General features: G+C 63.1%; 20 protein-coding genes and 3 pseudogenes. 17 read left to right on the top strand and 6 right to left on the bottom strand.

The window, feature by feature from the left end:
- The first annotated feature begins 70 nt into the window (after positions 1-70).
- From FFS08_RS00265 to FFS08_RS00255, 3 genes are read left to right on the top strand one after another with little or no spacing between them, the layout of a single operon-like run.
- Entirely contained in the window at positions 71-1237 is a 1167-nt protein-coding gene (locus tag FFS08_RS00265; RefSeq protein WP_137861114.1) for an acyltransferase family protein, read from the top strand.
- A 46-nt stretch (positions 1238-1283) separates the two neighbouring features.
- Entirely contained in the window at positions 1284-2525 is a 1242-nt protein-coding gene (locus FFS08_RS00260) for an SAM-dependent methyltransferase (RefSeq protein WP_137861115.1), read from the top strand.
- Positions 2522-3703: a serine hydrolase domain-containing protein gene (locus FFS08_RS00255; RefSeq protein WP_137861116.1), complete on the top strand. Its 1182-nt coding sequence runs from the start codon at positions 2522-2524 to the stop codon at positions 3701-3703. The genes FFS08_RS00260 and FFS08_RS00255 overlap by 4 nt, the downstream gene beginning before the upstream one ends.
- A 30-nt stretch (positions 3704-3733) precedes the next feature.
- Here the strand turns inward: FFS08_RS00255 and FFS08_RS00250 are convergent, their stop codons facing one another.
- Together FFS08_RS00250 and purF are read right to left on the bottom strand one after the other, a co-directional pair.
- Complete coding sequence (locus FFS08_RS00250; protein WP_137861117.1) at positions 3734-4447, bottom strand: SDR family NAD(P)-dependent oxidoreductase; 714 nt, start codon at positions 4445-4447, stop codon at positions 3734-3736.
- A 7-nt stretch (positions 4448-4454) separates the two neighbouring features.
- Positions 4455-5915, bottom strand: coding sequence for an amidophosphoribosyltransferase (gene purF / locus FFS08_RS00245; RefSeq protein WP_137861118.1), 1461 nt, complete (start codon positions 5913-5915; stop codon positions 4455-4457).
- A gap of 131 nt (positions 5916-6046) precedes the next feature.
- Here purF and FFS08_RS00240 point away from each other — a divergent pair, with 131 nt between their 5' ends.
- From FFS08_RS00240 to FFS08_RS00215, 6 genes are all read left to right on the top strand, one after another.
- Positions 6047-6298, top strand: coding sequence for a DUF7218 family protein (locus tag FFS08_RS00240; RefSeq protein WP_137861119.1), 252 nt, complete (start codon positions 6047-6049; stop codon positions 6296-6298).
- A gap of 52 nt (positions 6299-6350) precedes the next feature.
- The gene (hisI, locus tag FFS08_RS00235; RefSeq protein ID WP_137861120.1) at positions 6351-6707 is read left to right on the top strand and encodes a phosphoribosyl-AMP cyclohydrolase; all 357 of its coding nucleotides are present in this window, start codon (positions 6351-6353) and stop codon (positions 6705-6707) included.
- Positions 6704-7210, top strand: coding sequence for a hypothetical protein (locus FFS08_RS00230; protein WP_137861121.1), 507 nt, complete (start codon positions 6704-6706; stop codon positions 7208-7210). The genes hisI and FFS08_RS00230 overlap by 4 nt, the downstream gene beginning before the upstream one ends.
- A 213-nt stretch (positions 7211-7423) precedes the next feature.
- A complete protein-coding gene (locus tag FFS08_RS00225) occupies positions 7424-7843 on the top strand; it encodes a MerR family transcriptional regulator (protein ID WP_137861162.1) in 420 nt (139 codons plus the stop codon).
- A gap of 18 nt (positions 7844-7861) precedes the next feature.
- Positions 7862-9664: an acyl-CoA dehydrogenase C-terminal domain-containing protein gene (locus tag FFS08_RS00220; RefSeq protein ID WP_137861122.1), complete on the top strand. Its 1803-nt coding sequence runs from the start codon at positions 7862-7864 to the stop codon at positions 9662-9664.
- 203 nt (positions 9665-9867) lie between these two features.
- Positions 9868-11298, top strand: coding sequence for an ISNCY family transposase (locus FFS08_RS00215; protein WP_137861123.1), 1431 nt, complete (start codon positions 9868-9870; stop codon positions 11296-11298).
- A 115-nt stretch (positions 11299-11413) separates the two neighbouring features.
- Here FFS08_RS00215 and FFS08_RS00210 read toward each other — a convergent pair.
- Positions 11414-11671: pseudogene (locus FFS08_RS00210) on the bottom strand (transposase); the annotation flags it as partial.
- Positions 11672-11727: 56 nt separating this feature from the next.
- Here FFS08_RS00210 and FFS08_RS00205 point away from each other — a divergent pair.
- Both FFS08_RS00205 and FFS08_RS00195 read left to right on the top strand, forming a co-directional pair.
- A complete protein-coding gene (locus FFS08_RS00205) occupies positions 11728-12819 on the top strand; it encodes an IS630 family transposase (RefSeq protein ID WP_137861124.1) in 1092 nt (363 codons plus the stop codon).
- A 203-nt stretch (positions 12820-13022) separates the two neighbouring features.
- Complete coding sequence (locus tag FFS08_RS00195; protein ID WP_137861125.1) at positions 13023-14189, top strand: serine hydrolase domain-containing protein; 1167 nt, start codon at positions 13023-13025, stop codon at positions 14187-14189.
- Between the two features lie 146 nt (positions 14190-14335).
- On the opposite strand, the pseudogene FFS08_RS00190 reads toward FFS08_RS00195, so the two are convergent.
- A pseudogene (locus FFS08_RS00190) lies at positions 14336-14874 on the bottom strand (IS5 family transposase); the annotation flags it as partial.
- Between the two features lie 25 nt (positions 14875-14899).
- On the opposite strand from FFS08_RS00190, the gene FFS08_RS00185 reads away from it, so the two are divergent.
- The 5 genes from FFS08_RS00185 to FFS08_RS00165 all read left to right on the top strand — a co-directional run bounded on the left by FFS08_RS00185 (position 14900) and on the right by FFS08_RS00165 (position 22980).
- A complete protein-coding gene (locus FFS08_RS00185; protein ID WP_249341318.1) occupies positions 14900-15976 on the top strand; it encodes a GAF domain-containing protein in 1077 nt (358 codons plus the stop codon).
- Positions 15977-16116: 140 nt separating this feature from the next.
- Entirely contained in the window at positions 16117-17637 is a 1521-nt protein-coding gene (gene adh, locus FFS08_RS00180) for an aldehyde dehydrogenase (RefSeq protein WP_066278437.1), read from the top strand.
- A gap of 79 nt (positions 17638-17716) precedes the next feature.
- Positions 17717-18751, top strand: a complete 1035-nt coding sequence (gene adhP, locus FFS08_RS00175) for an alcohol dehydrogenase AdhP (protein WP_066278433.1) — start codon at positions 17717-17719, stop codon at positions 18749-18751.
- The gene (gene acs / locus FFS08_RS00170; RefSeq protein ID WP_249340945.1) at positions 18751-21033 is read left to right on the top strand and encodes an acetate--CoA ligase; all 2283 of its coding nucleotides are present in this window, start codon (positions 18751-18753) and stop codon (positions 21031-21033) included. The genes adhP and acs overlap by 1 nt, the downstream gene beginning before the upstream one ends.
- A 486-nt stretch (positions 21034-21519) precedes the next feature.
- Complete coding sequence (locus FFS08_RS00165) at positions 21520-22980, top strand: ISNCY family transposase (protein ID WP_137861126.1); 1461 nt, start codon at positions 21520-21522, stop codon at positions 22978-22980.
- A 236-nt stretch (positions 22981-23216) separates the two neighbouring features.
- Here the strand turns inward: FFS08_RS00165 and FFS08_RS00160 are convergent.
- Positions 23217-23333 (bottom strand): annotated as a pseudogene (locus FFS08_RS00160) (transposase); the annotation flags it as partial.
- A 202-nt stretch (positions 23334-23535) separates the two neighbouring features.
- Positions 23536-24141 carry a hypothetical protein gene (locus FFS08_RS00155; RefSeq protein ID WP_137861127.1) on the bottom strand — a complete coding sequence of 202 codons (606 nt, stop codon included), beginning with the start codon at positions 24139-24141 and terminating at the stop codon, positions 23536-23538.
- Between FFS08_RS00155 and FFS08_RS00150 the strand changes: the two genes are divergently transcribed.
- Positions 24130-25410 (top strand): restriction endonuclease, encoded by a 1281-nt coding sequence (locus tag FFS08_RS00150; RefSeq protein WP_249340952.1) that lies wholly within the window; start codon positions 24130-24132, stop codon positions 25408-25410. The genes FFS08_RS00155 and FFS08_RS00150 overlap by 12 nt on opposite strands.
- Positions 25411-25412: the final 2 nt, after the last annotated feature.

Raw genomic sequence — 25412 nt, 5'->3', positions numbered from 1 at the left:
TCATGTTGATCCGTGCCAGCGCCGGCCACATCCCGCTTGAACTTGCGCCGCTCCGGTGCGTCTATCGGCGATGACCCCCGGCAACGGCGCCTCCACCCTGTTCCGCGCGCCTAGCGAGCGCGCGCGCCGGCATGATCTCGATGCGCTGCGGGCGGTGTTCCTGCTGTTCGGCATTCCCTATCATGCCGCGCTCACCGTGCGTCCCGGGCCGTGGATCGCCAACATGGAGGAGCGGTCGCGCGACTTCATCCAACTCGCCGACTATCTCCACCTGTTCCGCATGCCCGGCTTCTACATGATCGCCGGCTATTTCGCCGCGATGCTGCTCCAGCGCCGTCCGGTGGCAAGCTATCTGCCGTCGCGCCTTCACCGGCTCGTGCCGCCCTTCCTCGCGGGGACCCTGTTGCTGGTGCCGGCGATGCACTTCCTGCTTCTGCTCGAGACCGGCCATCCGCAACCCGTGGCGCGCTGGTGGGAAATCATGACCTGGGCGGAGCGCAATCCGTTCGAGCATCTCTGGTTCGTCCAGGTGCTGCTCTACTACACCGCCGGGCTTGCCGGCCTGGTCTGGCTGTTTCCCGGGCTGGCCCAGGCCGAACTCGCGGGCGAGCAGCGCGGCCTGATCCGCTGGTTCGTGCCGATCACGCTCGCCACCGGCATCGTCCTCGGCCTGTGCGGCCTGGGCGCGCTCCAGCTCGAGCGCCATCGCTATCTGGACAATTTCGCGATCAACTTCCTCTCCGCCCGCTATGCGCTCGACTATCTGCCCTGGTTCGTCCTCGGGGCGATGCTCCAGCGCATCCCCGCGCTCGACCGGCGCTTCGCCCGCTTCTCCTGGGCGTTGTTCCTGGCCGGGCTCGCCGCAAGCCTGGTCGTGGTCTTCGCCGCCCGCTCGATCCCGCTGGTCTGGCGTCCGGTGCTCACCGGCATATCGGCGATCTGCCTCACCCAGGCCTCGCTCGGCGCGCTTGCCCATTTCATCGATGGCGAGCGCCGCTGGGTAAAGGCGCTCGTCTCGGCATCGTTTGTCATCTATCTGTTCCACGAACCGCTGATCGTGCTGGCGACGCCCTGGATCGACTTGCTGCCGATCCCGATCTGGCCCAAGTTCATCCTGCTCTGCCTCGCTGCCTTTTTCGGTTCCTATGGGATCTGGAAGCTGATCAGGCTGAGCCCGGCGCTGCGCTATCTCTTCAACGGAGCGCGCGTGAAGCGCCGCGCCGAGCTCCAGGGCTGACCTTGGGCTTGCCCGACTCGCTGGCGCGTGCATTGTTCGCGTCGCAATGCACGCGCCGCTGAGCCAGTCCATCTCGAACGATCCCGCTCCGCGAGGCGGGGGATGGCTCTCGCGAGCGCTCGCTCCGTTCTTCCGCCGTCAGCTCGACCGGATCGATGCCGCCATCGCCAGGGGCAGCCTGACGCTCACCCTGCCCGACGGCACCGCGCGGCTGCTTGGCGGCCGGGAGGAGGGCCCTGTAGCGGTGGTTGACCTGCGCAGCTGGCGCGCGTTGCTCCGCTTGGCGGTCGGCGGCTCGATCGGCTGGTACCAGGCCTGGGCCAGCGGCGAATGGACCAGCCCGGATCCGGTAGCGCTCTTCGCATTGTTCGGCAGCAATCGCGCGGAACTCGCCCGCCAGGCCCGGGCGACCGGCCCGTCGCTGCGCATCAAGCGCCTGATCCATGCGATGCGGCGCAACGATCGCCGCGGCTCGCGCCGGAACATCCATTTCCACTATGATCTGGGCAACGACTTCTACCGCCTCTGGCTCGATCCCGGCATGACTTATTCGAGCGCGCTCTTCGCCGCGCCGGACCAGTCGCTGGAGGAAGCGCAACAAGAGAAGCTCGCCGCGATCCTGGCTCGCACGGCCACCCGGCCCGGCGACGAGATTCTGGAGATCGGCAGCGGCTGGGGCAGCTTCGCCGAACTGGCGGTGCGGGAAGGGCGCACGGTCCATGGCATCACGCTTTCGACCGAGCAAAAGGCCTGGGCCGAAACGCGCGTGCCCCGGGGCGCGCGCTTCACGCTCACCGACTATCGCGACGTCACCGGAAGCTATGATGCGGTCGCCAGCATCGAGATGGCCGAAGCGGTGGGGCGGGAATATTGGCCAGCCTATCTGGACGCAATCGCCCGGGCGTTGAAGCCCGGCGGGCACGCGGCGCTGCAAATCATCACTTTCGATGACGCGTTCTTCGAAGACTATGCTGCCAATGTCGATTTCATCCAGGCCTATGTCTTCCCAGGCGGCATGCTGCTCTCGGAAGCGCGGTTGAAGACACTTGCCGAAGCGCGGGGTCTGTCCTGGCGCGATCGCGTCAGTTTCGGCCCGGATTATGCCGAGACGCTGCGGCGCTGGCGCGAAGCCTTTGACGCAGCAGTGGAAGCACATGCGCTTCCTGAGAATTTTGATAATATATTCAAGAATTTGTGGCGATATTATCTCATGTATTGCGAGGGTGGATTCAGAGGCGGCGGGATAGATGTCGTCCAGCTCACCTTGGTGAAGGAGGAGAGGATATGAAGAACTGGCTTCTGGCGGGTGTGCTGGCGCTCGGAACCTTCGCGGGGCAGGGGGCGAAGGCACAGGCGGTCGCCTCGCCCGGCGTGCAGATGCAGCCCGGCGACAATTCGGGCCTTCGCAAGGTCGGCGCGGAGGTGCTGTTCTGGAGCCAGGCCCAGCGCGACCAGAACTTCCCGCACATGGAGAAGCTCTTCCCCGGCCACATCGTCCGGGCGGGCGGGAAGGTGCGTCCGCTGCCCGCCGGCAAGCCGCTGGCCTTTCCCGATGCCGATCTCGATGCCTTCATCGCCGAGCAGAACGTCGCCGGGCTGATTGTGCTCAAGGACGGCAAGATCGTCCTCGAACGCTATGCCCGCGGCTATTCGCGCGAGGGGCGCTGGACCAGCTTCTCGGTTGCCAAGTCGTTCACGTCATCGCTGGTCGGCGCCGCGATCAAGGACGGCTTCATCAAGTCGGTCGACGAGCCGGTGACCAAATACATTCCCGAGCTGGCGGGCAGCGGCTATGACGGCGTGACGATCGCGCAGCTCCTCACCATGACCTCCGGCGTCAAGTGGAACGAGGACTATACCGATCCCAAATCCGATGTCGCCCGCATGTTCCTCGAGCCGGTGCCGGCGGGAGAGGACCCCACTGTCTTCTACATGAAGAAGCTTCCCCGCGAATTCGCGCCGGGGGCGAAATGGGTCTACAAGACCGGCGAGACCAACCTGATCGGCGTGCTGGTGATGCGCGCGACCAAGCAGCCGCTCGCCAGCTATCTCAGCGAGAAGATCTGGAAGCCGTACGGGATGGAGCAGGACGCGTTCTGGATGGTCGATCCGTCCGGGCACGAAGTCAGCGGCTGCTGCCTCTCGGTGAGCCTGCGCGACTATGCGCGGATGGGCCAGTTCGTGCTCGAAGGCGGGAAGGGAGTCGTCCCGGCAGACTGGTATCGCCAGTCGACCACCTCGCATGCCGATATCGGCGTGCCGGGCCGCGGCTATGGCTATCAATGGTGGACCTATCCTGAGGGCCGTTTCGGCGCCCAGGGCATTTTCGGCCAGACGATCCGGGTGGATCCGAAGTCGAAGGTGGTGATCGCCGTCTCGGCGGCGGCGCCCAAGGCGTCTGATGACGCCTATGGCATGGCGCGGACGGCGTTCCTCAACCGGCTGTTCGAAGCGGCGGCCAGATAGCCGCCGTCCCCGCTCGCGCCGGGTGGCGGGTCAGCCCGTCACCCGCTCGAAATGCCCGGCTTCGAACCCGGAGGCCGCAAGCGCCGCGATCCGCTGGGCCACCACTTCGGGGGCCTTCACCGTCTCCGGATCCTCGCCGGGAAAGGCGCGCGCGCGCATCTTGGTGCGCGTGGCGCCGGGATCGACGATGCCGACGCGCACACCGCTGAGATTGGCGACTTCCTCGCCATAAGTAAGCAGCAGATTCTCGAACGCCGCCTTGGATGCGCCATAGACGCCCCAATAGGCGCGCGCGGTGCGACCTACGGCGGAGGTGATGCCGATCACCCGCGCATGCTCCGCCGCCTTCAGCAACGGATCGAACGCCGCGAGCAGGGCTGCCTGTGCAGTGACGTTGAGTGTCAGTACCTTGGCGAATTCCTTGAAGTCGATCACCGGCACGGCGCTCAGCGTGCCGAGCGTCGCCGCGTTGAGCACGAGCACGTCCAGCGCCGTCCAGCGCCCGGAGATCGCCTCGCCAAGGCGGGCGATGCTGTCATTCTCGGTCAGGTCCAGCGGGGCGATCGTCGCGGAGCCGCCCGCGGCGAAGATCGCCTCCTCTACTTCCTCGAGCCCGCCCGCGGTACGCGCGGTAAGGATCACGTGCGCGCCCAGCCTGGCCAGTTCCAGCGCGGTCGCCGCGCCGATGCCGCGGCTCGCGCCGGTGACGAGCGCCGTGCGCCCCGAAAGTGCCCCTTCGTGCATGGCTGGATCAGCCCACCCGCTCGTGGAGCAGTGCGAACTGGTCGGCCGGCGGGCCGTTCTCGTCCTGATCGGTCAGCGTGGTGGGATATTCGCCGGAGAAGCAGGCGTCGCAATATTTCGGATGGATATCCGCGCGGTGTGCCTCGCCCAGCGCCTTGTAGAGGCCGTCGATGCTCACGAACGCCAGGCTGTCGGCATGAATGAAGTCGGTCATCCCGCCGACGTCCATCTTGGCGGCGAGCAGCTTGGCGCGCTCGGGCGTGTCGACGCCGTAGAAGCACGAATGCCGGGTCGGCGGCGAGGCGATGCGCATGTGCACTTCCGCCGCGCCCGCCTCGCGCATCATCTGCACGATCTTCAGCGACGTGGTGCCGCGCACGATCGAATCGTCGATCAGCACGATCCGCTTGCCCTGGATCAGCTCGCGATTGGCGTTGTGCTTGAGCTTCACGCCCAGGTGGCGAACCTTGTCGCCCGGCTGGATGAAGGTGCGGCCGACATAGTGCGAGCGGATGATGCCGAGCTCGAACGGAATGCCGCTCTGCTGGGCATAGCCGATTGCCGCGGGCACGCCCGAATCGGGGACGGGGACGACCAGATCGGCTTCCACCGGCGCCTCGATCGCCAGCTGGGCGCCGATTGCCTTGCGCACCGAATAGACCGAGCGGTTGTCGCTGATCGAATCGGGGCGCGAGAAATAGACATATTCGAAGATGCACGGCCGGGGCGCGACCGGCGCGAACGGCTTGTGCGAGCTGACCTCGCCGCCCTTCACGATCACGAGCTCACCCGGCTCGACGTCGCGGACATAGTCGGCACCGACCACGTCCAGTGCCACCGTTTCCGACGCGAAGACGATCGTGTCGTCGAGCTTGCCCATCACCAGCGGGCGGATGCCCAGCGGATCGCGACAGGCGATCATGCCCTCGGGCGTCATCACGATCAGCGAATAGGCGCCCTCGACCTGCTTCAGCGCGTCGATGAAGCGGTCGATCAGCGTGCGGAACTGCGAAGTGGCGACGAGATGGATGATCACCTCCGTATCGCTGGTCGACTGGAAGATCGCGCCGCGGCGGATCAGGTCGCGGCGCAGGCGCATCGCGTTCGAGATGTTGCCGTTATGCGCGATAGCGAAGCCGCCGCTCGCCAGCTCGGCATAGAGCGGCTGGACGTTGCGCAGCGAAGTCTCGCCGGTGGTCGAATAGCGCACATGGCCGCACGCCGTGTCGCCGTGCAGCGCCCGGATCACTTCGTCGCGGTCGAAATTGCCCGCCACATGTCCCATCGCGCGGTGGATGTGGAACTGGCGGCCATCGAAGCTGGTGATGCCCGCCGCCTCCTGGCCGCGATGCTGCAGCGCGTGCAGGCCGAGCGCGACCGCCGCGGCGGCGCCATCCATGCCGGAAACGCCGAAAATGCCGCACTCTTCGCGCAGTTTGTCGTCATCGAACGGGTTCGTGGTAAGCATCAGCCCTCGAGGGGTTTGGAACTGTCGGGCGCGCATATAGGCGCTTCGGCGCGATTTGTCGCCGGTCTGTCACAAATAAATGAACTGACAGGGTTTTTCGGTGGTTTTTCAGGGCGGAAAGGAGACTTCCGATGCCCGGCCACGACCATGGATCCCAGGTCAAGAACGACGAACTCTACGAGAAACTGCGCGAGGAAGGGAATTCGAAGGAGAAGGCGGCGCGAATCGCCAACGCCCATGAGGCGGGCACGCTTCATCCGCGCGGCGCCGACCTTGAGGACCGCTCCCGGGAAGAGCTCTACGCCGAAGCCAGGAAGATCGGCATCGAGGGCCGTTCCAGGATGGACAAGGAAGCGCTGATCGATGCGATCCGGGATCACTAGGCGCTGCGACTCCCTTAATGACGGGAAGGGGCGAGCAGGCTAGATAGCCCCCGTGGACACCAATCGCGAAACGGGCGCCGTGCTCGACCCGAAATATGATGCCGCCGGCCTGATTACCGCCGTCTGCACCGCGCCCGACGGCACGGTGCTGATGGTCGCGCACATGAACGCGGAAGCTCTCCAGGCAACGCTCGATACGGGCGAGGCGACCTTCTGGTCGCGCAGCCGCGGTCGGCTCTGGAAAAAGGGCGAGACTTCCGGGCACGTTCTCAAGCTGATCGAAGCCCGCATCGATTGCGACCAGGATGCGATCTGGCTCAAGGTCGAACCGCAGGGACCCGCCTGCCACACCGGCGCGCCGAGTTGCTTCTACCGGATCGTCGAGGACGGAAAGCTCGTGCGCGAATGATGCGCGCCGGGCTGCTCCTCGCGCTGTTCCTCGCCGCCTGTTCCGGCGGCACCAAGCAGACCGACAAGGCCCAGCCGCCCCAGGACCTGGAAAGGGCCGCCATCGAGCGCGGGCTGGTCCGCAATCCGGCCGATACCGATATCGCCGGCCTCTATGCCCGCGACACCGATCGCATCTGCATCGTCCCCGACGAGCAGCTCGGCTACCGGATCGGCGCGTTCGTCGATTACGGCGACCGCATCACGTGCAGCGGCAGCGGCCGGGCGAGCCGGGTAGGGGAGGCGCTCCATATCGAATTGGGCGAGGACGGCAGCTGCTCCTTCGATGCCCGGTACGACGGCGACAAGATCACCTTTCCAGGCGCGTTGCCCGATGGCTGCAATCGATATTGCGCCAAACGGGCTTCCTATGCCGGCCTCGAAGTGACCCGGCTGAGCGAGTCGGCCGCCGAGGCAGCGGCGATGCGCGATACGAACGGCAAGAGGCTGTGCGGAAACGGCTAGCCGCCTCCAATGCAGGGCTTCCTCTGAAACACTCGCGTCATGCTCATGCGCGATCATGCACGAAGGAATGCGGCATCCTCGCGGCGCCGCCCATGGCCGCCCATGGGTGTGGCAGGACGCCGGGGCGCCTCGCGCGTAGGTGCCATGACCCTTGTGACTTTACGACGCGCAAGTAGTTGACGTTCACGTAAAGGGAAGGTAATTTCCATGCCCATGAACGCACCAGCCTTTCCGCTCGAGGCCCTGGCGCCGATCGAATCGCGACCGGACCGCGAGACCTTCACCATCTCGGACCTGTGCGCCGAGTTCTCCGTCACGCCGCGTGCATTGCGCTTCTATGAGGATGAGGGGCTGATCGCGCCCGAACGCCGCGGAACCACGCGCATATATTCGCATCGCGACCGCGCTCGGCTGGCCTGGATCCTGCGTGGCAAGCGCGTCGGCTTCAGCCTCGCCGAGATCCGCGAGATGATCGATCTCTACGATGTCGGCGACGATCGCAGCACCCAGAAGCAAGTAACGCTCGAGCGCTGTCTCGAGCGGATCGGCCTGCTCGAGAACCAGAAGCGCGACATCGACGCACATATCGCCGAGCTCCAGCAATTCGTCGATCTGCTCAAAAGCAGCGACTAACCTCCGAGGAACCCTGAAATGCCCCAGTACACTCCGCCGGTGCGCGACACGCGCTTCATTCTCGAGCAGGTGATCGGCCTCGATCGCTATACCAATCTTCCGGGCTTCGAGAATGCAACGCCGGACACCGTCGATGCAGTGCTCGATCAAGGCGGCCAGTTCGTCGCCGAGGTGCTGTTCCCGCTCAACCATTCGGGCGACCAGGAAGGCTGCAGGCGCCACGACGACGGCAGCGTCACCACGCCGGCCGGCTACAAGGAAGCCTATAGGCAGTTCGTCGAGAGCGGCTGGGGCACGCTCAGCTTTCCCGAGGCGTTTGGCGGGCAGGGGATGCCCCACGTCATCTCCACCGCGTTCCAGGAATTCATGATCTCCTCGAACATGGCGTTCGCCATGTATCCGGGCCTCACGCACGGTGCGGTCGCTGCGCTGCTGGTCAAGGGTACGCCCGAGCAGCAGGAGAAATACGTCCCCAGGATGGTCGCGGGCGAGTGGGGCGGCACGATGAACCTCACCGAGCCGCAGTGCGGCACCGATCTCGGCCTGATCAAGACCAAGGCCGAGCCCCAGGCGGACGGCTCGTTCAGCATCACCGGCACCAAGATCTTCATCTCGTCGGGCGAGCACGACCTGACCGAGAACATCATCCATCTCGTCCTCGCCAAGACGCCGGGCGCGCCGGAGAGCAGCAAGGGCATCTCGCTGTTCGTGGTGCCCAAGTTCCTGGTCAACGACGACGGTTCGCTCGGCGAGCGCAACGCTGTCTCGTGCGGCTCGATCGAGCACAAGATGGGCATCCACGCCAACTCGACCTGCGTGATGAACTATGACGGCGCCAAGGGCTGGCTCGTCGGCGAGGAGATGAAGGGCCTGGCCGCCATGTTCATCATGATGAACGCCGCGCGGCTCGGCGTCGGTCTCCAGGGGCTGGGCGTGGGTGAGGTCGCTCTCCAGAACGCCGTGCAATATGCGCATGACCGCCGCCAGGGCCGCGCGCTCACCGGTCCGCAGGAGCCGAACGAGAAGGCCGATACGCTGTTCGTCCACCCGGACGTGCGCCGCATGCTGATGGAAGCCAAGGCGCAGACCGAGGCGCTGCGCGCGCTCTGCCTGTGGGGGGCGCTCCAGGTCGATCTCGAGCATGCCGCCGCCACCGAGGAGGAGCGCCAGCTCGCCGCCGATCTGGTCGGCCTGCTCACGCCGGTCATCAAGGGCGTCGGCACCGATATCGGCTACAAGGTGGCGACCGACAGCCAGCAAGTCTATGGCGGCCATGGCTATATCGCTGAATGGGGGATGGAGCAGTATGTCCGCGATGCCCGCATCTCGATGATCTACGAGGGCACCAACGGCGTGCAGGCGATGGACCTGGTCGGCCGCAAGCTCGCCATGAACGGCGGCCGCGCGGTCCAGGCCTTTTTCAAGCTCGTCGCCGAGGAGGCCGCTGCCGCCAGGTCCGACGAGAAGCTGGCTGCGCTGGCCGAAGGTCTCGAGAAGGCGCTGGGCCATCTCCAGGGCGCGACGATGTGGCTGGCCCAGAACGGCTTCAAGAACCCCAACGACGTCGGGGCCGGTGCCTATCCGTACATGCAGCTCACCGGCACGGTGGCGCTCGGCCTGATGTGGCTCCGCATGGCAAGGGCCGCTGCGGATGCGCTGGCCGCCGGCGGTGGCGACGCCAGCTTCTATGAGGCCAAGCTGGTCACCGCGCGCTTCTATGCCGAGCGTTTCCTCCCGGACGCGAGCGGCCTGCGCCGCAAGATCGAGGCGGGCAGCGAAACCGTGATGGCGCTCGACCCGGAGCTGTTCCGCGCCGCATGATCGCGATCCCGAGGGCCCCCGGTTTCGACCGGGGGCCTATCGGACCGGCAGCACCGATCTTTACATAATGTACATTATCGTTCTGATTGCCTGTAAGTGCCAGATACAAATGACACCATCCTGCTAGATAGAGATGGCACTGCCGGTGCTGTCAGCGGGTCGCTGGTGTCATAGCCTTCCTCGGCAACGAGGACGCGCATGGTATGACGGTGCTGACGATGAGTGCTGCAGAGATTACCCGGTTCGACACGCTGATGCGGCTGGACCGTGGCGAAATCCGGATCCCGGACGCGATGGAGCTGCTGGGCCTCCAGCGGCGGCAAATCTACCGGCTGCTCGATCGCCTTCGACAGGAAGGCGCTGCGGGCCTCGTGTCGCGCAAGCGCGGGCGGCCAAGCAATCGGCGCTACAGCGATGCCTTTCGCGCCGAGGTGGTCGCGCTGGTGCGAGAAAACTATGCCGACTTCGGGCCGACGCTCGCGCGCGAATATCTCGCCGAACGCCACGGCCTCGGCCTGTCGTGCGAGACGCTGCGGCAGATCATGATGGAAGCCGGCCTTTGGAAAGACCGCGCCGCCAGGCGCCCTCGCCCGTACCAACCCCGCTATCGGCGCGAGTGTCGCGGCGAGCTGGTCCAGGTCGACGGCTCGAAGCATTGGTGGTTCGAGGACCGCGGCCCGCAATGCACGCTCCTGGTATTCATCGACGACGCCACGAGCGAACTGATGCACCTCGAGATGGTCGAGAGCGAAAGCACCTTCTCCTACATGCGCGCGACGCGGACGTACCTCGAACGGCACGGTAAGCCGGTCGCCTTCTATACGGACAAGCACAGCGCGTTCCGCAACAACACGGCCTCGGCGAACGGCGACGGCATGACCCATCTTGGACGCGCGCTGGAACGGCTGAATATCGACCTGATCTGCGCGAACTCGCCGCAGGCGAAGGGCCGCGTGGAGCGCGCCAATGCCACGTTGCAGGATCGACTCGTCAAGGCGATGCGGCTTCAACGCATCGACACCATCGACCAAGCCAACGCCTTCCTCCCCTCCTACATGGCGCAGCACAACCAACGGTTCGCCAAGGCGCCCTTCGACCCGCGCGATCTACACCGACCGCTGGCCATCCACGAGAACCTCGAAGCCGAGATGGTCTGGCGCGAGCAGCGCACCGTCACCGGTGCCCTCACCCTCCACTACAATAAGGCGATGTTCATCCTGGAGCCGACCCCGGTCACACAGGGTCTCGCCCGCAAGAAGGTGGATGTGTGCGAGTATCCTGATGGCCGGCTCGAGATCCAGCATGAGCGCGAGGTGCTCCCCTATCGGGTCTTCGACAAGATGCGCCGGGTGAACCAGGCGCCGGTGGTCGACAACAAGCATCTCGACGCTGCCTTGGCGCTCGCCCACGCCATCCAGCAGGTGCAGCCGCACCACGCGAAGCGCAACAACAACGAGCCCGCCCGTACCGCTCAGCCCGGCGGGATGTTCAAGGCCCCCTCGCCCGTCCCCCCTGGGCCAAAGTTGGATCGCCGCAAACTGGGCAATCAGCGCCTGAAGCGAGGCCCTCGCCTTTCCGATGATGAGCTCGTTGCCCGCGGCTTGGGCGAATATGTCCGCCGGCAGACGGGATGACCGGATGGCGTGCCCGCCAGCGTCTCGAAAACGATGGTGTTTTGGGACAGTTACATGCTTACCGCAGTGGCACCCACCAAGCGCGCGATCATGCTTTAAGGTCAGGACTCGTTGATTACAGCCAGAAGATGACGGTGGCAGCGAGGGCGATGGCGGAGAAGAAGACGGTCGGGCAGCGGTCGTAGCGGGTTGCGACGCGGCGCCAGTCCTTGAGGCGGCCGAACATGATCTCGATGCGGTGACGTCGCCGATAGCGGCGCTTGTCGTACCTGACCGGCTCGTTGCGGGACCGCCGCCCTGGGATGCAGGGTTGGATGCCCTTGGCCTGGAGCGCATCCCTGAACCAGTCGGCGTCGTAGCCGCGGTCACCTAGTGTTCACCACCTGACGGATGATTCCCTTTATTGCCGTGATGTTCTATTCTGGCGTCATGAGACGCGATGACATTTGCCTATACCTCTGCCCGACTGACCGTGAGCAGCTTCAGGCACTACTCACCGACCGAAATACGCCTCGCAAGGTCGTCTGGCGTGCTGAGATCGTTCTGGCGACGGCAGATGGCTGCGGCACCAACGAGATCATGCGGCGCGCGGATACGTCCAAACCCACGGTCTGGCGTTGGCAAGAGCGCTATCTTGTCGATGGCGTGGCCGGCCTCAGGCGGGACAAGACCCGGCCTTCGCGTGTGCCACCTTTGCCACGGGAGATACGCCTGAAAGTCATCGCAAGGACGGTCCAGGAGACGCCGTCCAATGCCACGCACTGGAGCCGCGCCGCGATGGCCGAGGTCATGGGGATTTCGCCGTCGAGCGTGGGGCGCATCTGGTCTGAGGCTGGTCTGAAGCCGCACCTGACGCGCGGGTTCAAGGTTTCGAACGACCCGATGTTCGAGGAAAAAGTCACCGAGATCGTTGGGCTCTACCTCGATCCGCCGGAGCGGGCTGTCGTGCTTTGCGTTGACGAAAAGTCGCAAATTCAGGCGCTTGACCGAACCCAGCCGGGACTGCCGCTCAAAAAGGGCCGTGCGGCCACGATGACCCACGATTACAAGCGCCACGGCACGACCACGCTGTTTGCAGCACTCGATGTAAAGTCCGGCATGGTCATCGGCGAATGCCTGCCGCGCCACAGGGCCAAGGAGTTCCTGCGTTTTCTGCGCCGCATCGACCGCGCTGTCCTCAAACCGCGCGATGTCCATCTGGTGCTCGACAACTACGCCACCCACAAGACACCCGAGGTCAGAGCATGGCTGGAGAAACATCCACGTTTCAAGCTGCATTTCACGCCGACCAGCGCATCATGGCTGAACATGGTCGAACGCTTCTTTGCCGAGATCACCACAAGACGCATCCGAAGAGGCAGTTACTCCAGCGTCGACGACCTGGAAGCCGCTATCTACGACTACCTCGGGCAGCACAACACAAAGCCCAAGCCGTTTACCTGGACCAAAACGGCCGACGACATCCTCACCCGTGAGCGACGCGCCCTGGAAAAACTCGATGAAATCAGAGGAAACAGGTAGAAGCGTCAGATTCAGAACGCTAGAGGCCGGAAACGATAGCTTCCGCTTCAAGGCAAGTTCAGCGATGGCATCCGCAGCCAAGAAAAAGGAGGAGACAAACCCAGCATTGACCTCAACATGAGAGGAAGTTTACAATCAGAGGTCGCTCAGTTCTGGGTGAAATCAACAGTTATGGCCTGCAATAATCAAAGGTAAGCACCTCAATGAACCCCGATTCCACTCCATCCTCGGTTGGTTTGAATAAGGATGCGCTCGCCCGGCTTGGTGCCTCTATTCAGGCCGACATCGACAACGGGAAGCACTTTGGTGCTTCGATCCTTGTCGCTCGCCACGGTCATGTAGCTTATCAAGCGAGCTTCGGAAAGGTGGCCCCGGGTCGCGCTCCATCAGGTGACGACCGATACCTGCTCATGTCGATGTCGAAGGCATACACCGCAACGCTCGTCCTCAAAGCAATTGATGAAGGCCGTTTCGGCCTCGATACACGCATCGCGGACCTCGTTCCCGGCTTTGGCGCACTGGGCAAGCAGCGGGCGACCCTGCGACAGTTGCTGGCGCACACTGCGGGGCTGCCGTTCGGTCTCGTCCCCCCTCCGTTGGGCCTAGACAAGGTCGGCAACCTCGCCGTCAAAGCCGCCGCGATCAGCGCATTGCCTGCGGCCTACAAGCCCGGCACCAGATGCCTCTATACCTCCGGCTTGGGCTACGATCTGCTGGGCCAGATCCTCGTCAATACCGATCCGAAAAAGCGCGGCTTCAATCACATAGCCCAAGAGGATTTGTTTGCACCGTTGGGCATGGCGGACAGCAGCTTCGCGTGCGCGATCGACGATCCTCGGCGAGTTCCAGTGTCGTTTACTGACGCGAATGTGGGACCTACCACACCGATGCTTCTGCGCTTTTTTAACGAATTCCTTGACGGCGAAGCGGAAATGCCGAGCGGAAATGCGTATTCTACGATCAATGATGTCTTTCGATTCACAGAAGTCTTCCGCGGGCGCGGGACGGCGCACGGTCAGCGCGTTCTCTCGCCCGCGCTCTTCGACTACGCCCGGCAAGACCACGCAACGGGCTTAATTAACGATGCGACCGTCTTCGAGGTCGAAGAGCGCGGCCTCGACGATTTCCCGGCGCACTTCACCTTGCTCGGTGGTTATGTCCGCGGGAGGGGGCACATCCTGAACGCGACCGGGCACACCGCATCACCGCAAAGTATCGCGGCGGTCGGTGGTGCCTCCACGGCATGGATGATCGACCCCGAGCGTGATCTCACGGTCATCTTCCTGTCTGCCGGCTTCATTGAAGGGCTGCGCCATATCGAACGTGTGCAACGCATCAACGACCTCGCGCTCGCGGCGGTCGACGCCTAACAAAGGGACGAAGGAGTTTGTGGAAGCATAAGTTTCCGCGACAACCTGGCAGCCGGAAGGTCCGCATAGCTGACCCCGGACCTTCGTCTCGGCAGCCAAGGGCGCACCTCAGGAAGGGCGGGAACCTTACGTCAGGTGTGGAACACTAGCAGCCACTGAGCCTTCGGCAGGTCGTCCAGCAACGCGGCCGCACCGGTGTAGTCGCTGACCTGCCCGGCGGTCATAAAGAAGCTCAAGGGGCGTCCGTTCGCATCGGCTACGGCATGGAGCTTGGTGTTCATGCCGCCCTTGGTGCGGCCTATCAGGCGGCCAAGGCCCCCCTTTTTACCCGCAGGCTCGATGCCGTGCGGTGCGCCTTCAGGTAGGTGGCGTCGATCATAACCGTCTTCGGCTCGGCGCCTGCCGCCGCCAGCCCTTCCATCATCCGCGTGAACACGCCTGCCTCACCCCAGCGCTTCCACCGGTTGTAGAGCGTCTTGTGTGGCCCATAGGCGCTGGGCGCATCTCGCCAGCGCAGCCCATTGCGGTTGACGAAGACGATGCCGCTCAGAACCCGTCGGTCGTCCACCCGCGGCCGGCCGTGGCTCTTGGGAAAGAACGGCCGCAGCCGCTCAATCTGCTCATCCGTCAGCCAAAACAGGCCTGTCCTGACTGACGGACGAACCGATGGGCGGCTGCAAGCAATTGCCGGATGGCACGATGCAGGCAGGGTGACCGGTCAGCGTGATGTCAATTTATCGACGCAAGGATACCTTTCTTCACACCAAAGGCCGCTGGCGGGATGCAGAACACTACGGCATTGGTTCGCCAACTGGCGACATTTCGTGTATCCCGGCGCGATGAAGGATCGGCATGAAGCAGTTGTCGAAGAGGTCCTGCATTGCTCAGCCAGTGCCGCGCATTCGCTTGTTGCTGCCAGCTGGTGTCGTTCGGGCCTAAAGCACGGTCTCGACGCAGGAGCCGATCGGGTTCCAGATCTTGTATCTGCAAGTGACCTGATTCAGCGGCGGCAACGCTGTGAGTTGATGCTGGAGGTCGCGCGTCCCTTGCTCGACCAGCTGTTCCAGATCGTCTCTGCCACGGGTTGCGCCGTGATGCTGTCGGACAATGACGGTGTCGTTCTGGAAGCGCGTAGCCTCGCGGGTGACCGCGAGCTTTTCGATCGGATCGGCTTGACGCCCGGCGGAGTGTGGAGCGAAAGCCGGGAAGGCACGAACGGGATCGGCACCTGCCTGATCGAGGGTCGACCGGTCACGATCCATCGAGATGAACACTTCGCCAGCCGGAATACGGGCATAAGCTGCATGGATGCGCCGGTGCGCGATGCGACCGGCCAGCTTGTCGGCGCCTTGGATATCTCGAACTGCCGCTACGACCACAGCGCCGCGATGGGAATGCTCGTTCAGAAGATCGTGCAGGATGCCGCTCGCCGGATCGAGAGCGGCATCTTTCGCGCGCATTTCGCCTCGTACCGGATCATCGATGCCAATCTGCCAGGCGGCGATGCAGCCTTGCTGGCCGTTGATCGGGACGATCTGGTCATCGGCGCGACCTTCGCTGCAAGGCATCGGTTCAAACTGACCAACGCGTGTCTCGGGGGCCGCCGCACGGCTTCGAATATCCTCGGTGGCGAAGAAGCCACCTCGTTCGCTGACTCGGAACGGGCTTTCTTGCGCCGCGCGCTGGCGCGGGCAGACGGCAACGCCACCAAGGCGGCAAAGGAACTCGGCATCGGTCGAGCTACTCTCTATCGTCGAATGGAAAGGGTAGGTTTGCAGCGTCGCTGACATATCTGGTCTCCCCATTGTCTCGATAGCGAGACAATCGACCCATTCCATCAACCGGCAGTCCCTGTGCACCGCCGCCATCTCGCGGAACTATCGTCCTCGCGACCGGAAGGATCCGGCGGTTTCGAGAGGATGACGTGATGGACATGCAGACCAACCCCGCCACTTCGATGACGGTGCCGTTCGCGGAACGCTACGACAACTTCATCGGCGGAAAGTGGACCGCGCCCAAGGACGGGCGCTATTTCGACAACATCTCGTCGATTACCGGCAGATCCATTGGTCAGGTGGCACGCAGTCAGGCGGCCGATGTCGAAGCCGCGCTGGATGCGGCGCATGCGGCGAAGGAGGCCTGGGGCCGCACCAGCGTTAGCGAGCGAGCCTTGATCCTCAATCGGATCGCGGACCGGATGGAGGAAAATCTTCGCGAGCTCGCCATCGCGGAAACCTGGGACAACGGAAAACCGCTACGCGAGACAATGGCCGCGGACATTCCGCTGGCGATCGATCACTTCCGCTATTTCGCAGGCTGCATCCGCGCGCAGGAAGGCGGTATCTCGGAGATCGATCACGATACGGTCGCTTATCATTTCCATGAGCCACTGGGCGTGGTCGGCCAGATTATTCCGTGGAACTTCCCGATCCTGATGGCGGTGTGGAAACTCGCACCGGCACTGGCGGCAGGCAATTGCGTGGTATTGAAACCGGCCGAACAGACGCCGGCGTCGATCATGGTCCTGATGGAAATCATCGGCGACCTGCTGCCCGCCGGGGTGGTCAACGTGGTCAACGGCTTCGGCTTGGAAGCCGGCAAGCCGCTCGCCAGCAGCAACCGCATCGCGAAGATTGCCTTCACGGGCGAGACGACGACGGGTCGGCTCATCATGCAATATGCCAGCGAGAACCTGATCCCGGTGACGCTGGAGCTCGGCGGGAAAAGTCCGAACATCTTTTTCGAGGACGTATGTCGCGAGGACGACGATTATCTCGACAAGGCGATCGAGGGCCTAGTGATGTTCGCGCTCAACCAAGGCGAGGTATGCACCTGTCCAAGCCGGGCACTGGTGCATGAGAACATTTACGACCGCTTCATGGAACGCGCGATCCAGCGCGTTGAGGCGATCAAGGCAGGCAATCCGCTCGATCTGGAGACAATGATCGGCGCGCAGGCATCATCCGAACAGCAGCAGAAGATCCTATCCTACATCGATATCGGCAAACAGGAGGGCGCCGAACTGCTGACCGGCGGCGAGGCAGCCCGGTTCGAAGGCGATCTTGCAGGCGGCTACTATGTAAAACCCACCGTGTTCCGTGGCCATAACCGGATGCGGATTTTTCAGGAGGAAATCTTCGGACCGGTCCTGTCGGTCACCACCTTCAAGGACCAGGATGAGGCGCTGAACATCGCCAACGATACGCTTTATGGCCTGGGCGCGGGCGTGTGGAGCCGGGATGCGAACACCTGCTACCGCTTCGGCCGCGCGATCCGCGCGGGACGTGTGTGGACCAATTGCTACCATGCCTATCCCGCTCACGCGGCGTTCGGCGGCTACAAGCAATCCGGCATCGGGCGCGAAAACCACCGCATGATGCTCGACCACTATCAGCAGACCAAGAACATGCTGGTCAGTTACAGCCCGAAGAAGCTCGGCTTCTTCTGAGGCGAACAGCCCGGGCACGGCGACGCGGAGTTTCGCCCGCCGCCCGGCCTTCGAACGATAAAACTACAGGAGAGATGTCATGAGCAAGACCATGAAAGCCGCCGTCGTGCGCGCCTTTGGCGAGCCACTGCGGATCGAGGAAGTTCCGGTTCCCGAGGTCCAGCCCGGCATGATCCAGGTTGCCATTCAGGCCTCCGGTGTGTGTCACACCGACCTCCACGCCGCAGAAGGCGACTGGCCGGTAAAGCCCGAGCCGCCCTTTATCCCGGGCCACGAAGGCGTGGGCTTTGTCTCCGCTGTGGGCAAGGGCGTGACCCACGTGAAGGAAGGCGACCGGGTCGGCGTGCCTTGGCTCTACACCGCTTGCGGTCACTGCACGCACTGCCTCGGTGGATGGGAGACGCTGTGCGAAAGCCAGTTGAACACCGGCTATTCGGTCAATGGCGGGTTCGCCGACTACGTGCTGGCCGACCCCAATTATGTCGGCCACCTGCCGGACAATGTCGGCTTCAACGAAATCGCGCCGGTGTTGTGCGCGGGCGTGACGGTCTACAAGGGCCTGAAGATGACCGATACCCGGCCCGGCGATGCGGTCGTCATCTCCGGCATCGGCGGTCTCGGCCATATGGCGGTACAATATGCGGTGGCCATGGGGATGAAGGTGGTCGCCGTCGACGTCGACGACGCCAAACTCGACCTCGCCCGCAGGCTCGGTGCGGTGGAGACGGTCAACGCACGGACGGACAATGATCCCGCCACGACGGTAAGGCGATTGACCAGCGGAGGCGCGCGCGGCGCGCTGGTGACCGCGGTGAGCGAAAAGGCCTTTGAACAGGCGGTCGGCATGATCGGGCGCGGCGGCACCGTCGCGCTTAACGGCCTACCGCCGGGTGATTTCCCGCTCAACATCTTCGGCATGGTACTGAACGGTATTACCATACGCGGCTCCATCGTCGGCACCAGGCTGGACCTGCAGGAATCGCTCGAATTCGCTGGCGACGGCAAGGTAAAGGCGACGATCTCGACTGCCGGTCTCGAAGACATCAACTCGGTGTTCGACCGTATGCGGCAGGGCCAGATCGAAGGGCGGGTCGTCCTCGACCTGACCGTATAATGGCGAACGGTGACGAGCAGGACGAGGGAAAAATGGGGCGGGCCGCTTTGGTTCGCCGTGTGATTGCCACCGAGGCGGGAGCGGCGCTGCTGGCCGAAATCGTCGACCGTCACGGCCCGGTGCTGGTCCACCAGTCGGGCGGTTGCTGCGACGGTTCCAGCCCGATGGTTTATCCCCGCAGCGAGTTTTGCCTTGGCGGATCGGACGTGCTGCTCGGCACCATAGGCACCACGCCAGTCTATATCGGGGCGCAGCAATTCGCGGCATGGAAGCACACGCAGCTGATCCTCGACGTGGTGGAGGGACGGGGCGGGATGTTCAGCCTCGACAACGGAACGGGCCGACGCTTTCTCGTGCGAAGCCGTGTCTATGAGAAGGCCGAGATCACCATGTTGGCGGCAACCGACAGGCTTCACGCGATGCAAGCATCGGTGGAGCGCGATCCCGACGCCTTTTGGCTGGCCGAGGCATGCCGCCTGAACTGGAGCGTCTTCCCGACCAAAGCGGACGAGAGCAGCTTCGACAAAGCCGACTTCGGCATTCGCTGGTTTGCCGACGGCGAACTGAATGTTTCGGTCAACTGCCTCGATCGCCATCTGGATGCCCGTGGCGACAACGCCGCCATCGTTTTCGAAGGGGACGAGCCGGGCGAGGGGCGAACCCTCACTTACCGCGAACTGCATACGGAAGTCTGTCGTTTCGCCAATGTGTTGAAGGGCCGCGGCGTCGCCAAGGGAGATCGGGTAGTCCTGTACATGCCGATGGTACCCGAAGCCGCGATCGCCATGCTTGCCTGCACACGAATCGGCGCGGTACATTCGGTGGTGTTCGGTGGCTTTTCACCCGATAGTCTGTCTGATCGTATTTCCGATTGCGGCGCCAAGCTCGTTATCACCGCCAATGAAGGCAGGCGCGGCGGCAGGTCGGTTCCCCTAAAGGCCAATGTCGACGCGGCCTGTGCAAAGGCGGGCGGGGTCGAAACGGTTATCGTCGTACAGCGGACGACGACCGAGGTCGATCTCAAGGAGGGCCGCGATTGGTGGTGGCACGACTTGAGCAAAGGGGTCGATGCCGATTGTCCGCCCGAGCCAATGAATGCGGAAGATCCGCTGTTCATTCTCTACACCAGCGGATCGACCGGCAAGCCCAAGGGCGTGCTGCACAGCACCGGCGGTTATCTCCTGTGGGTCACGCTCACCACGGATCTTCTATTCGGGTTAGCCGACGACGATCTATTCTGGTGCACGGCCGATGTCGGTTGGATCACGGGCCACAGCTATGTCGTTTACGGGCCGCTCGCGAACGGCGCCAGCACGGTAATGTTTGACGGCGTGCCGACCTATCCTGATGCCGGACGCCTATGGGAAACGTGCCAGCGTCTGGGCGTCACCGTGTTCTACACCGCGCCGACCGCGATCCGCGCGCTGATGCGCGAAGGAGAGGAGCCGGTGAAACAACACGATCTGTCCCGGCTGCGGCTGCTCGGCACCGTAGGCGAGCCGATCAATCCCGAGGCCTGGAACTGGTATCACCGCGTGATCGGCGGCGAGCGTTGCGACATCGTCGACACATGGTGGCAGACCGAAACTGGCGCGGCGCTGATCGCGCCCGTGAACGGCACGGCGGAGGCGAAGCCAGGATCGGCGACCAAGCCGCTGCCGGGTGTATTTCCGGAACTGGTCGATGCCGAAGGCCGCACACTGGCCGGCGCGGTGGAGGGCAATCTCGTCCTCACCCGTAGCTGGCCCGGTCAGATGCGCACGGTTTACGGCAATCACGAACGCTTCTTTCAGACCTATTTCAGCACCTACCCGGGCAGCTATTTCACCGGAGACGGCGCACGTCGCGATGCCGATGGCGATTACTGGATTACCGGCCGGGTGGATGATGTGATCAACGTATCGGGCCACCGCATGGGCACCGCCGAAGTCGAAAGCGCGCTGGTGGCGCATGAGCGTGTGGCGGAAGCGGCGGTGGTGGGCATGCCGCACGATATCAAGGGACAAGGCATTTACGCCTTCGTGACGCTCAACGCGGATCAGGAGGGCGACGAGGCCCTGCGTGCCGCGCTGTGCAAATGGGTGCGCAGCGAGATCGGTCCGATCGCCACGCCCGATGCGATCCAGTTTGCGCCCAGCCTACCCAAGACGCGCAGCGGCAAGATCATGCGCCGCATTCTGCGCAAGATTGCCGAAGGGAAACCGGGCGAAGTCGGAGACATGTCAACCTTGGCCGACCCTGCGGTGGTCGACGAACTCGTGGCCAACCGCATCAGCGCCTAGGGTCCGTGACGGGGACAGGAAAGCTTTCCGAAGTTAGGATCGTCTCCGGCACCGTCTCGTTTGGGAACGGCGATCGAGATCCTGGGTCGCAAACCGGCTACGCCTTGCGGGTCCGGGGCTGATTTTCCCGAAATATGTTCCCGATTGCCTTTTCCCGAAATGCGGCGTCGGAGACGGAGTTTCGGGAAAGCTCGAGCGCTCGAAAACTGGCGTGACCGAGCCCGCTGCTGGCGCAGCGGGTCCGGGGGCAGGAGCCGCAAGTTCATCGCATCAGCGGGGGCAGCGCTGCGCTGTTTGGATGGCTCCACGCTGCCCCCGCTGCTACCAGACGGTGTCATGTCTACTTGGCGAAGAACGTGTCTTCTCTAACTGACAGGAACATTGCCTGTAAGCCCTCATGCGAAAGGGGCACGTTTTCCACAACCGAAATGGGACTCGCCTCTTTTCCTGCCGTCTGCACGGGCGGCCCGGCAATGGAGGCTTATCATGAGTTCGAATTCTCCCGTCGATATCGAGATCGATGAAGAGTCATATGAAATCAAAGCGATAAAGGCCTATCTTGCAAAGGAGATTTCGATCTCGGATCTTCGAACGTCGCTTGGTCTGAAACGCACTCAAACTTACCGGCTTGTCGATCGATACAGGGAGCACGGGGCTGCTGGCCTCGACTCCAAGAAATTCGGAAACCGAAATGGCGCATATCCGCACTCGGACCGTGCAAAAGTCATGGAGATAGTGCGGGAATTTTACGCCGATTTCGGTCCAACACTCGCAGCCGAGAAGCTTAAAGAGAACCATAAGATTCTGATCACGGCTGAAACGCTGCGGAGATGGATGAAGGAGGATGGGCTTTGGGTTGATCGAGCCGGACGGAAACCGCGCATCTTTTCACCCCGTCCTCCACGCGACCGGATCGGGGAACTCGTCCAGGTCGATGGATCCTACCATCGCTGGTTCGAAAAGCGCGGCGACGAATGTTGCCTGCTCGTCTTCATCGATGATGCCACCAGCGAGTTGAAACTCTTACGGTTCGTCGAGCATGAGAGCTCATACAATTACATGTCCTGCCTTAAGTCCTATATCGACAGGTTCGGCCGTCCCCTCGCCCTCTTCTCAGACCGTCATAGCATTTTCCGCGCGACGAATCCTACTGCGGAGGGCGAGCGAACGCCAACACAGTTCGCGCGAGCGTGCGGCCGATTGGGCATCAAAGTCATCTGCGCCAAAACACCGCAGGCGAAGGGGCGGGTCGAACGAGCAAACCGCACTCTGCAAGATCGGCTCGTGAAGGAATTGAGGCTGCGCAATATTTCAACGATGGAAGCAGCGAATATCTACGCTGAAAAATATCGCCGCGAACACAACAAGCGTTTTGCGCGGGTGCCAGCAAATCCCGAAAATGCACACCTGCCAAAACCGAATGAAAGCCTGAACAGTCTCCTTACATACACGGTCGAGCGAAAGGTTTTTAAGGATCTCACGCTTTCGTTCAATAAGCTCAGGATTATCCTCGAGGACAACTCGCTGAGCCGGAAGGCGGTAGGGAAACGGGTGACAGTGGCGTTAGACCTTGAGGGAACCTTGGAGGTTTTATTCGAGGAGAACCCCCTTCCCCACCGTGTGTTCGACAAGATCCAGCGCGTCGGCGATCGATCTCCAGATGTGGTCGATCATAAACGGCTTGGTGCTGCGCTTAGCATGGCCAAGGCCATCAACGAGGTCGAGCCGCATCATTTCAAGCGGAATAATCATGTCCTGGCAGGATTTAGGAATCATTTTCGAGATCCAGAGGATCCGACTAGCAGCAGATTGCAAAGCCCGCCGGAGGCACTTCGGAAAAAATACAATGGCCGCCCCCGCGCCAAGCTCGGCCAGCATCCAATCGTTGTGCTTGAAGACAGGATCTCGACGATCAAGCGGCATATGGATGACGCGTCCTCAGACTAGTCCGGAAGATGGCAAAGCCATTTGAATTGCCGAAATTGGGCCGGTAGTGGGCCGTCATCTTCTGGACCAGGCCCGGTGAAAGCTGCCCGCCGCCGAAATCATGAATGCCTCGATCGCATTGGCGTCCTCAATATGTCGAGCTCGCAAAAGCCGAAATGCATGGCCACGCTGGGGCGTAGCAACGCGATCAGTCCGCGACAGCTCTCGATCGGCGACAGCGGCAGACTCGAACGGTTGTAGAATGTCGCGCTGCTCACGCCGTGCTTGCGGCACACGTCCGCCGTCGATGAACCAGCTTCCTGCTCACGCAGGATCGCTATGACCTGCTCCTCGCTAAACCTGCTGCGCTTCATCGTCGTCCTCCTCAATGAAGGACTCTAGCTCAAACTGGCGGAGTTTCAGGGGAGCACGTCACAGGCGAAAGCGATGATCGACGCCGCCGGCGCTCGGGTTCGGAGACGCGTATCGCGTCTGGATGGATGTGGAGTATCCTGAAACCAAGCCGACGGACTCGGACGAAAGCTGATCATATACCATCGGTTTTCGCGCGCCGCTTCACGCGCGGTCTGAGTACTTCGCTTCGGTGTCGGAGAAACCGAGCCCATCGAAAAGATCGCGATTTTCAAGCAGCGTTGCTGCGAAGGCCGGCATGCGGCGGATGTCATCGGCATAGACCATGACCTCGCCCATTTGGCCGCTTTCCATCCCCACGCCGGTCAGCTCCGCTGCTGCCAGTAGCAGCGGTAGATGCTCGCGGCGGGCGCAGAAGACGACGAGCGGATGAGATTCGTGGTGCGGCCCGCCGAATGCTCCGCCATTGCAGCTGGCAAACGGCACGCACCCCGCCGCGGAAAGCGCCGCGACGGTCGATGCGACACCGATATCGAGGCCCATCATTCCGCCGGGATCGTCAGTGAACTCCTCTTCGATGAGTTCACTCTCCTCGACTGGGTTCTCGGCTAGCTCGATCCGCTCGATTAGTTCATATTCCTCGCGAAGGACATCGGTCACGTCCGACCAGGGCTGTCCGCGAAGATCGCAATAGTCCCGGTTGCCGCCGAGGCCGCTGCCGTCCCGGACCTGCCTCGCCGAGGGCCAGCGGAGCCGTTCCACAGATATCTTCCGCTCGATATCGATGTCGAAGTGGATATGTTCAAACATTCCGCAATGCTACTCCGTCCGGAAGGGGCCGGAAAGTCGTCCGAGCGGATCGACCAACTTGCCTCATTCTTGTTCTGGAAGAGGCCGGTCTTGAAAATTGTTTCTGTCGATCAGCTTTCCATCACCGACCTTCATGTCGATGCGGTCTATCAGGGCGGCCGGAGCGGGAATGCCGGCGACGATCCCTTTCCGCGCCTGCTCGGCATGAGCAATCAAGGAGGCTTCCGCTACCGCGGTGACATTGCCGGGCGGCTGGAGATGATGCTGCTGACCTCCAGTTTCAGCGACCCCGATTGGCCCGATGCGCTCGACCGCGAGACTGGCGTGTTCACCTACTATGGTGACAACAAGAGCCCGGGCCGCGTGTTGCACGACACCGGCCGGCGCGGCAATCGCCTACTGCAGCGCATTTTCGAGGACGCGCATAGTGGCGCCGAAGGCCGGCTGCGGGTTCCCCCCACCTTCCTCTTCGCCCGCGCCGGTGGCTGGCGCGACATGATCTTTCTGGGATTGGCGGTGCCAGGCGCCTCGGACCTCTCGCTCTCCGAGGACCTTGTCGCGATCTGGCGAACCGCCGGCGATCGTCGCTTTCAGAATTATCGGGCGCGCTTCACCGTGCTCGACGCCGCCGTCATTTCGCGCGCCTGGATCGACAGCGTCATCGCCGGCGCGCCCGATGATGCGCTCGCCCCGTCTGCTTGGCTGACCTGGCAGAAAAGTGGACGGCGCAAACCGCTGATCGCGCTTCGGTCGATCGAATATCGCAGCCGCCGGGAACAGATGCCGGCCGATGCGGATGGCGAGGCAATGATCCAGGCGGTTCGCAATCACTTCCAGGGGCGGCCGCATGCCTTCGAACATTGCGCCGCGGCGATCGCCCGCCTGATGATCCCCGACATCGCTTCGCTCGACGTTACGCGTCCGTCCCGTGACGGCGGCCGCGACGCCGTCGGCCAGTTGCGCATCGGCGCAGGCCCGGCATCGATCCTGGTCGATTTCGCGCTGGAGGCGAAATGCTACTCGCCGCCGGGCTCGGTCGGCGTCCGCGACATGTCACGGCTGATCTCCCGGCTGCGGCACCGCCAGTTCGGCATTCTGGTCACCACGACCTGGCTGGACCTCCAGGCCTATCGCGAGATCAAGGAGGACCAGCATCCGGTGATCGTGATCGCTGCGGCGGATATCGTTGCGCTGCTCCGCGCGGGCGGCCGTGGCAGCGTCGAGGCGGTTTCCTCCTGGCTCGCGGAGGAGTTTCCGCCGGACCTCTGATA

The sequence above is a fragment of the Sphingomonas sp. 1F27F7B genome (genome assembly GCF_005503355.1).
Lineage (GTDB): Bacteria > Pseudomonadota > Alphaproteobacteria > Sphingomonadales > Sphingomonadaceae > Sphingomonas.
Note: the sequence above shows the minus strand (reverse complement) of the source record. Positions and strands in the feature narration are given on the sequence as shown.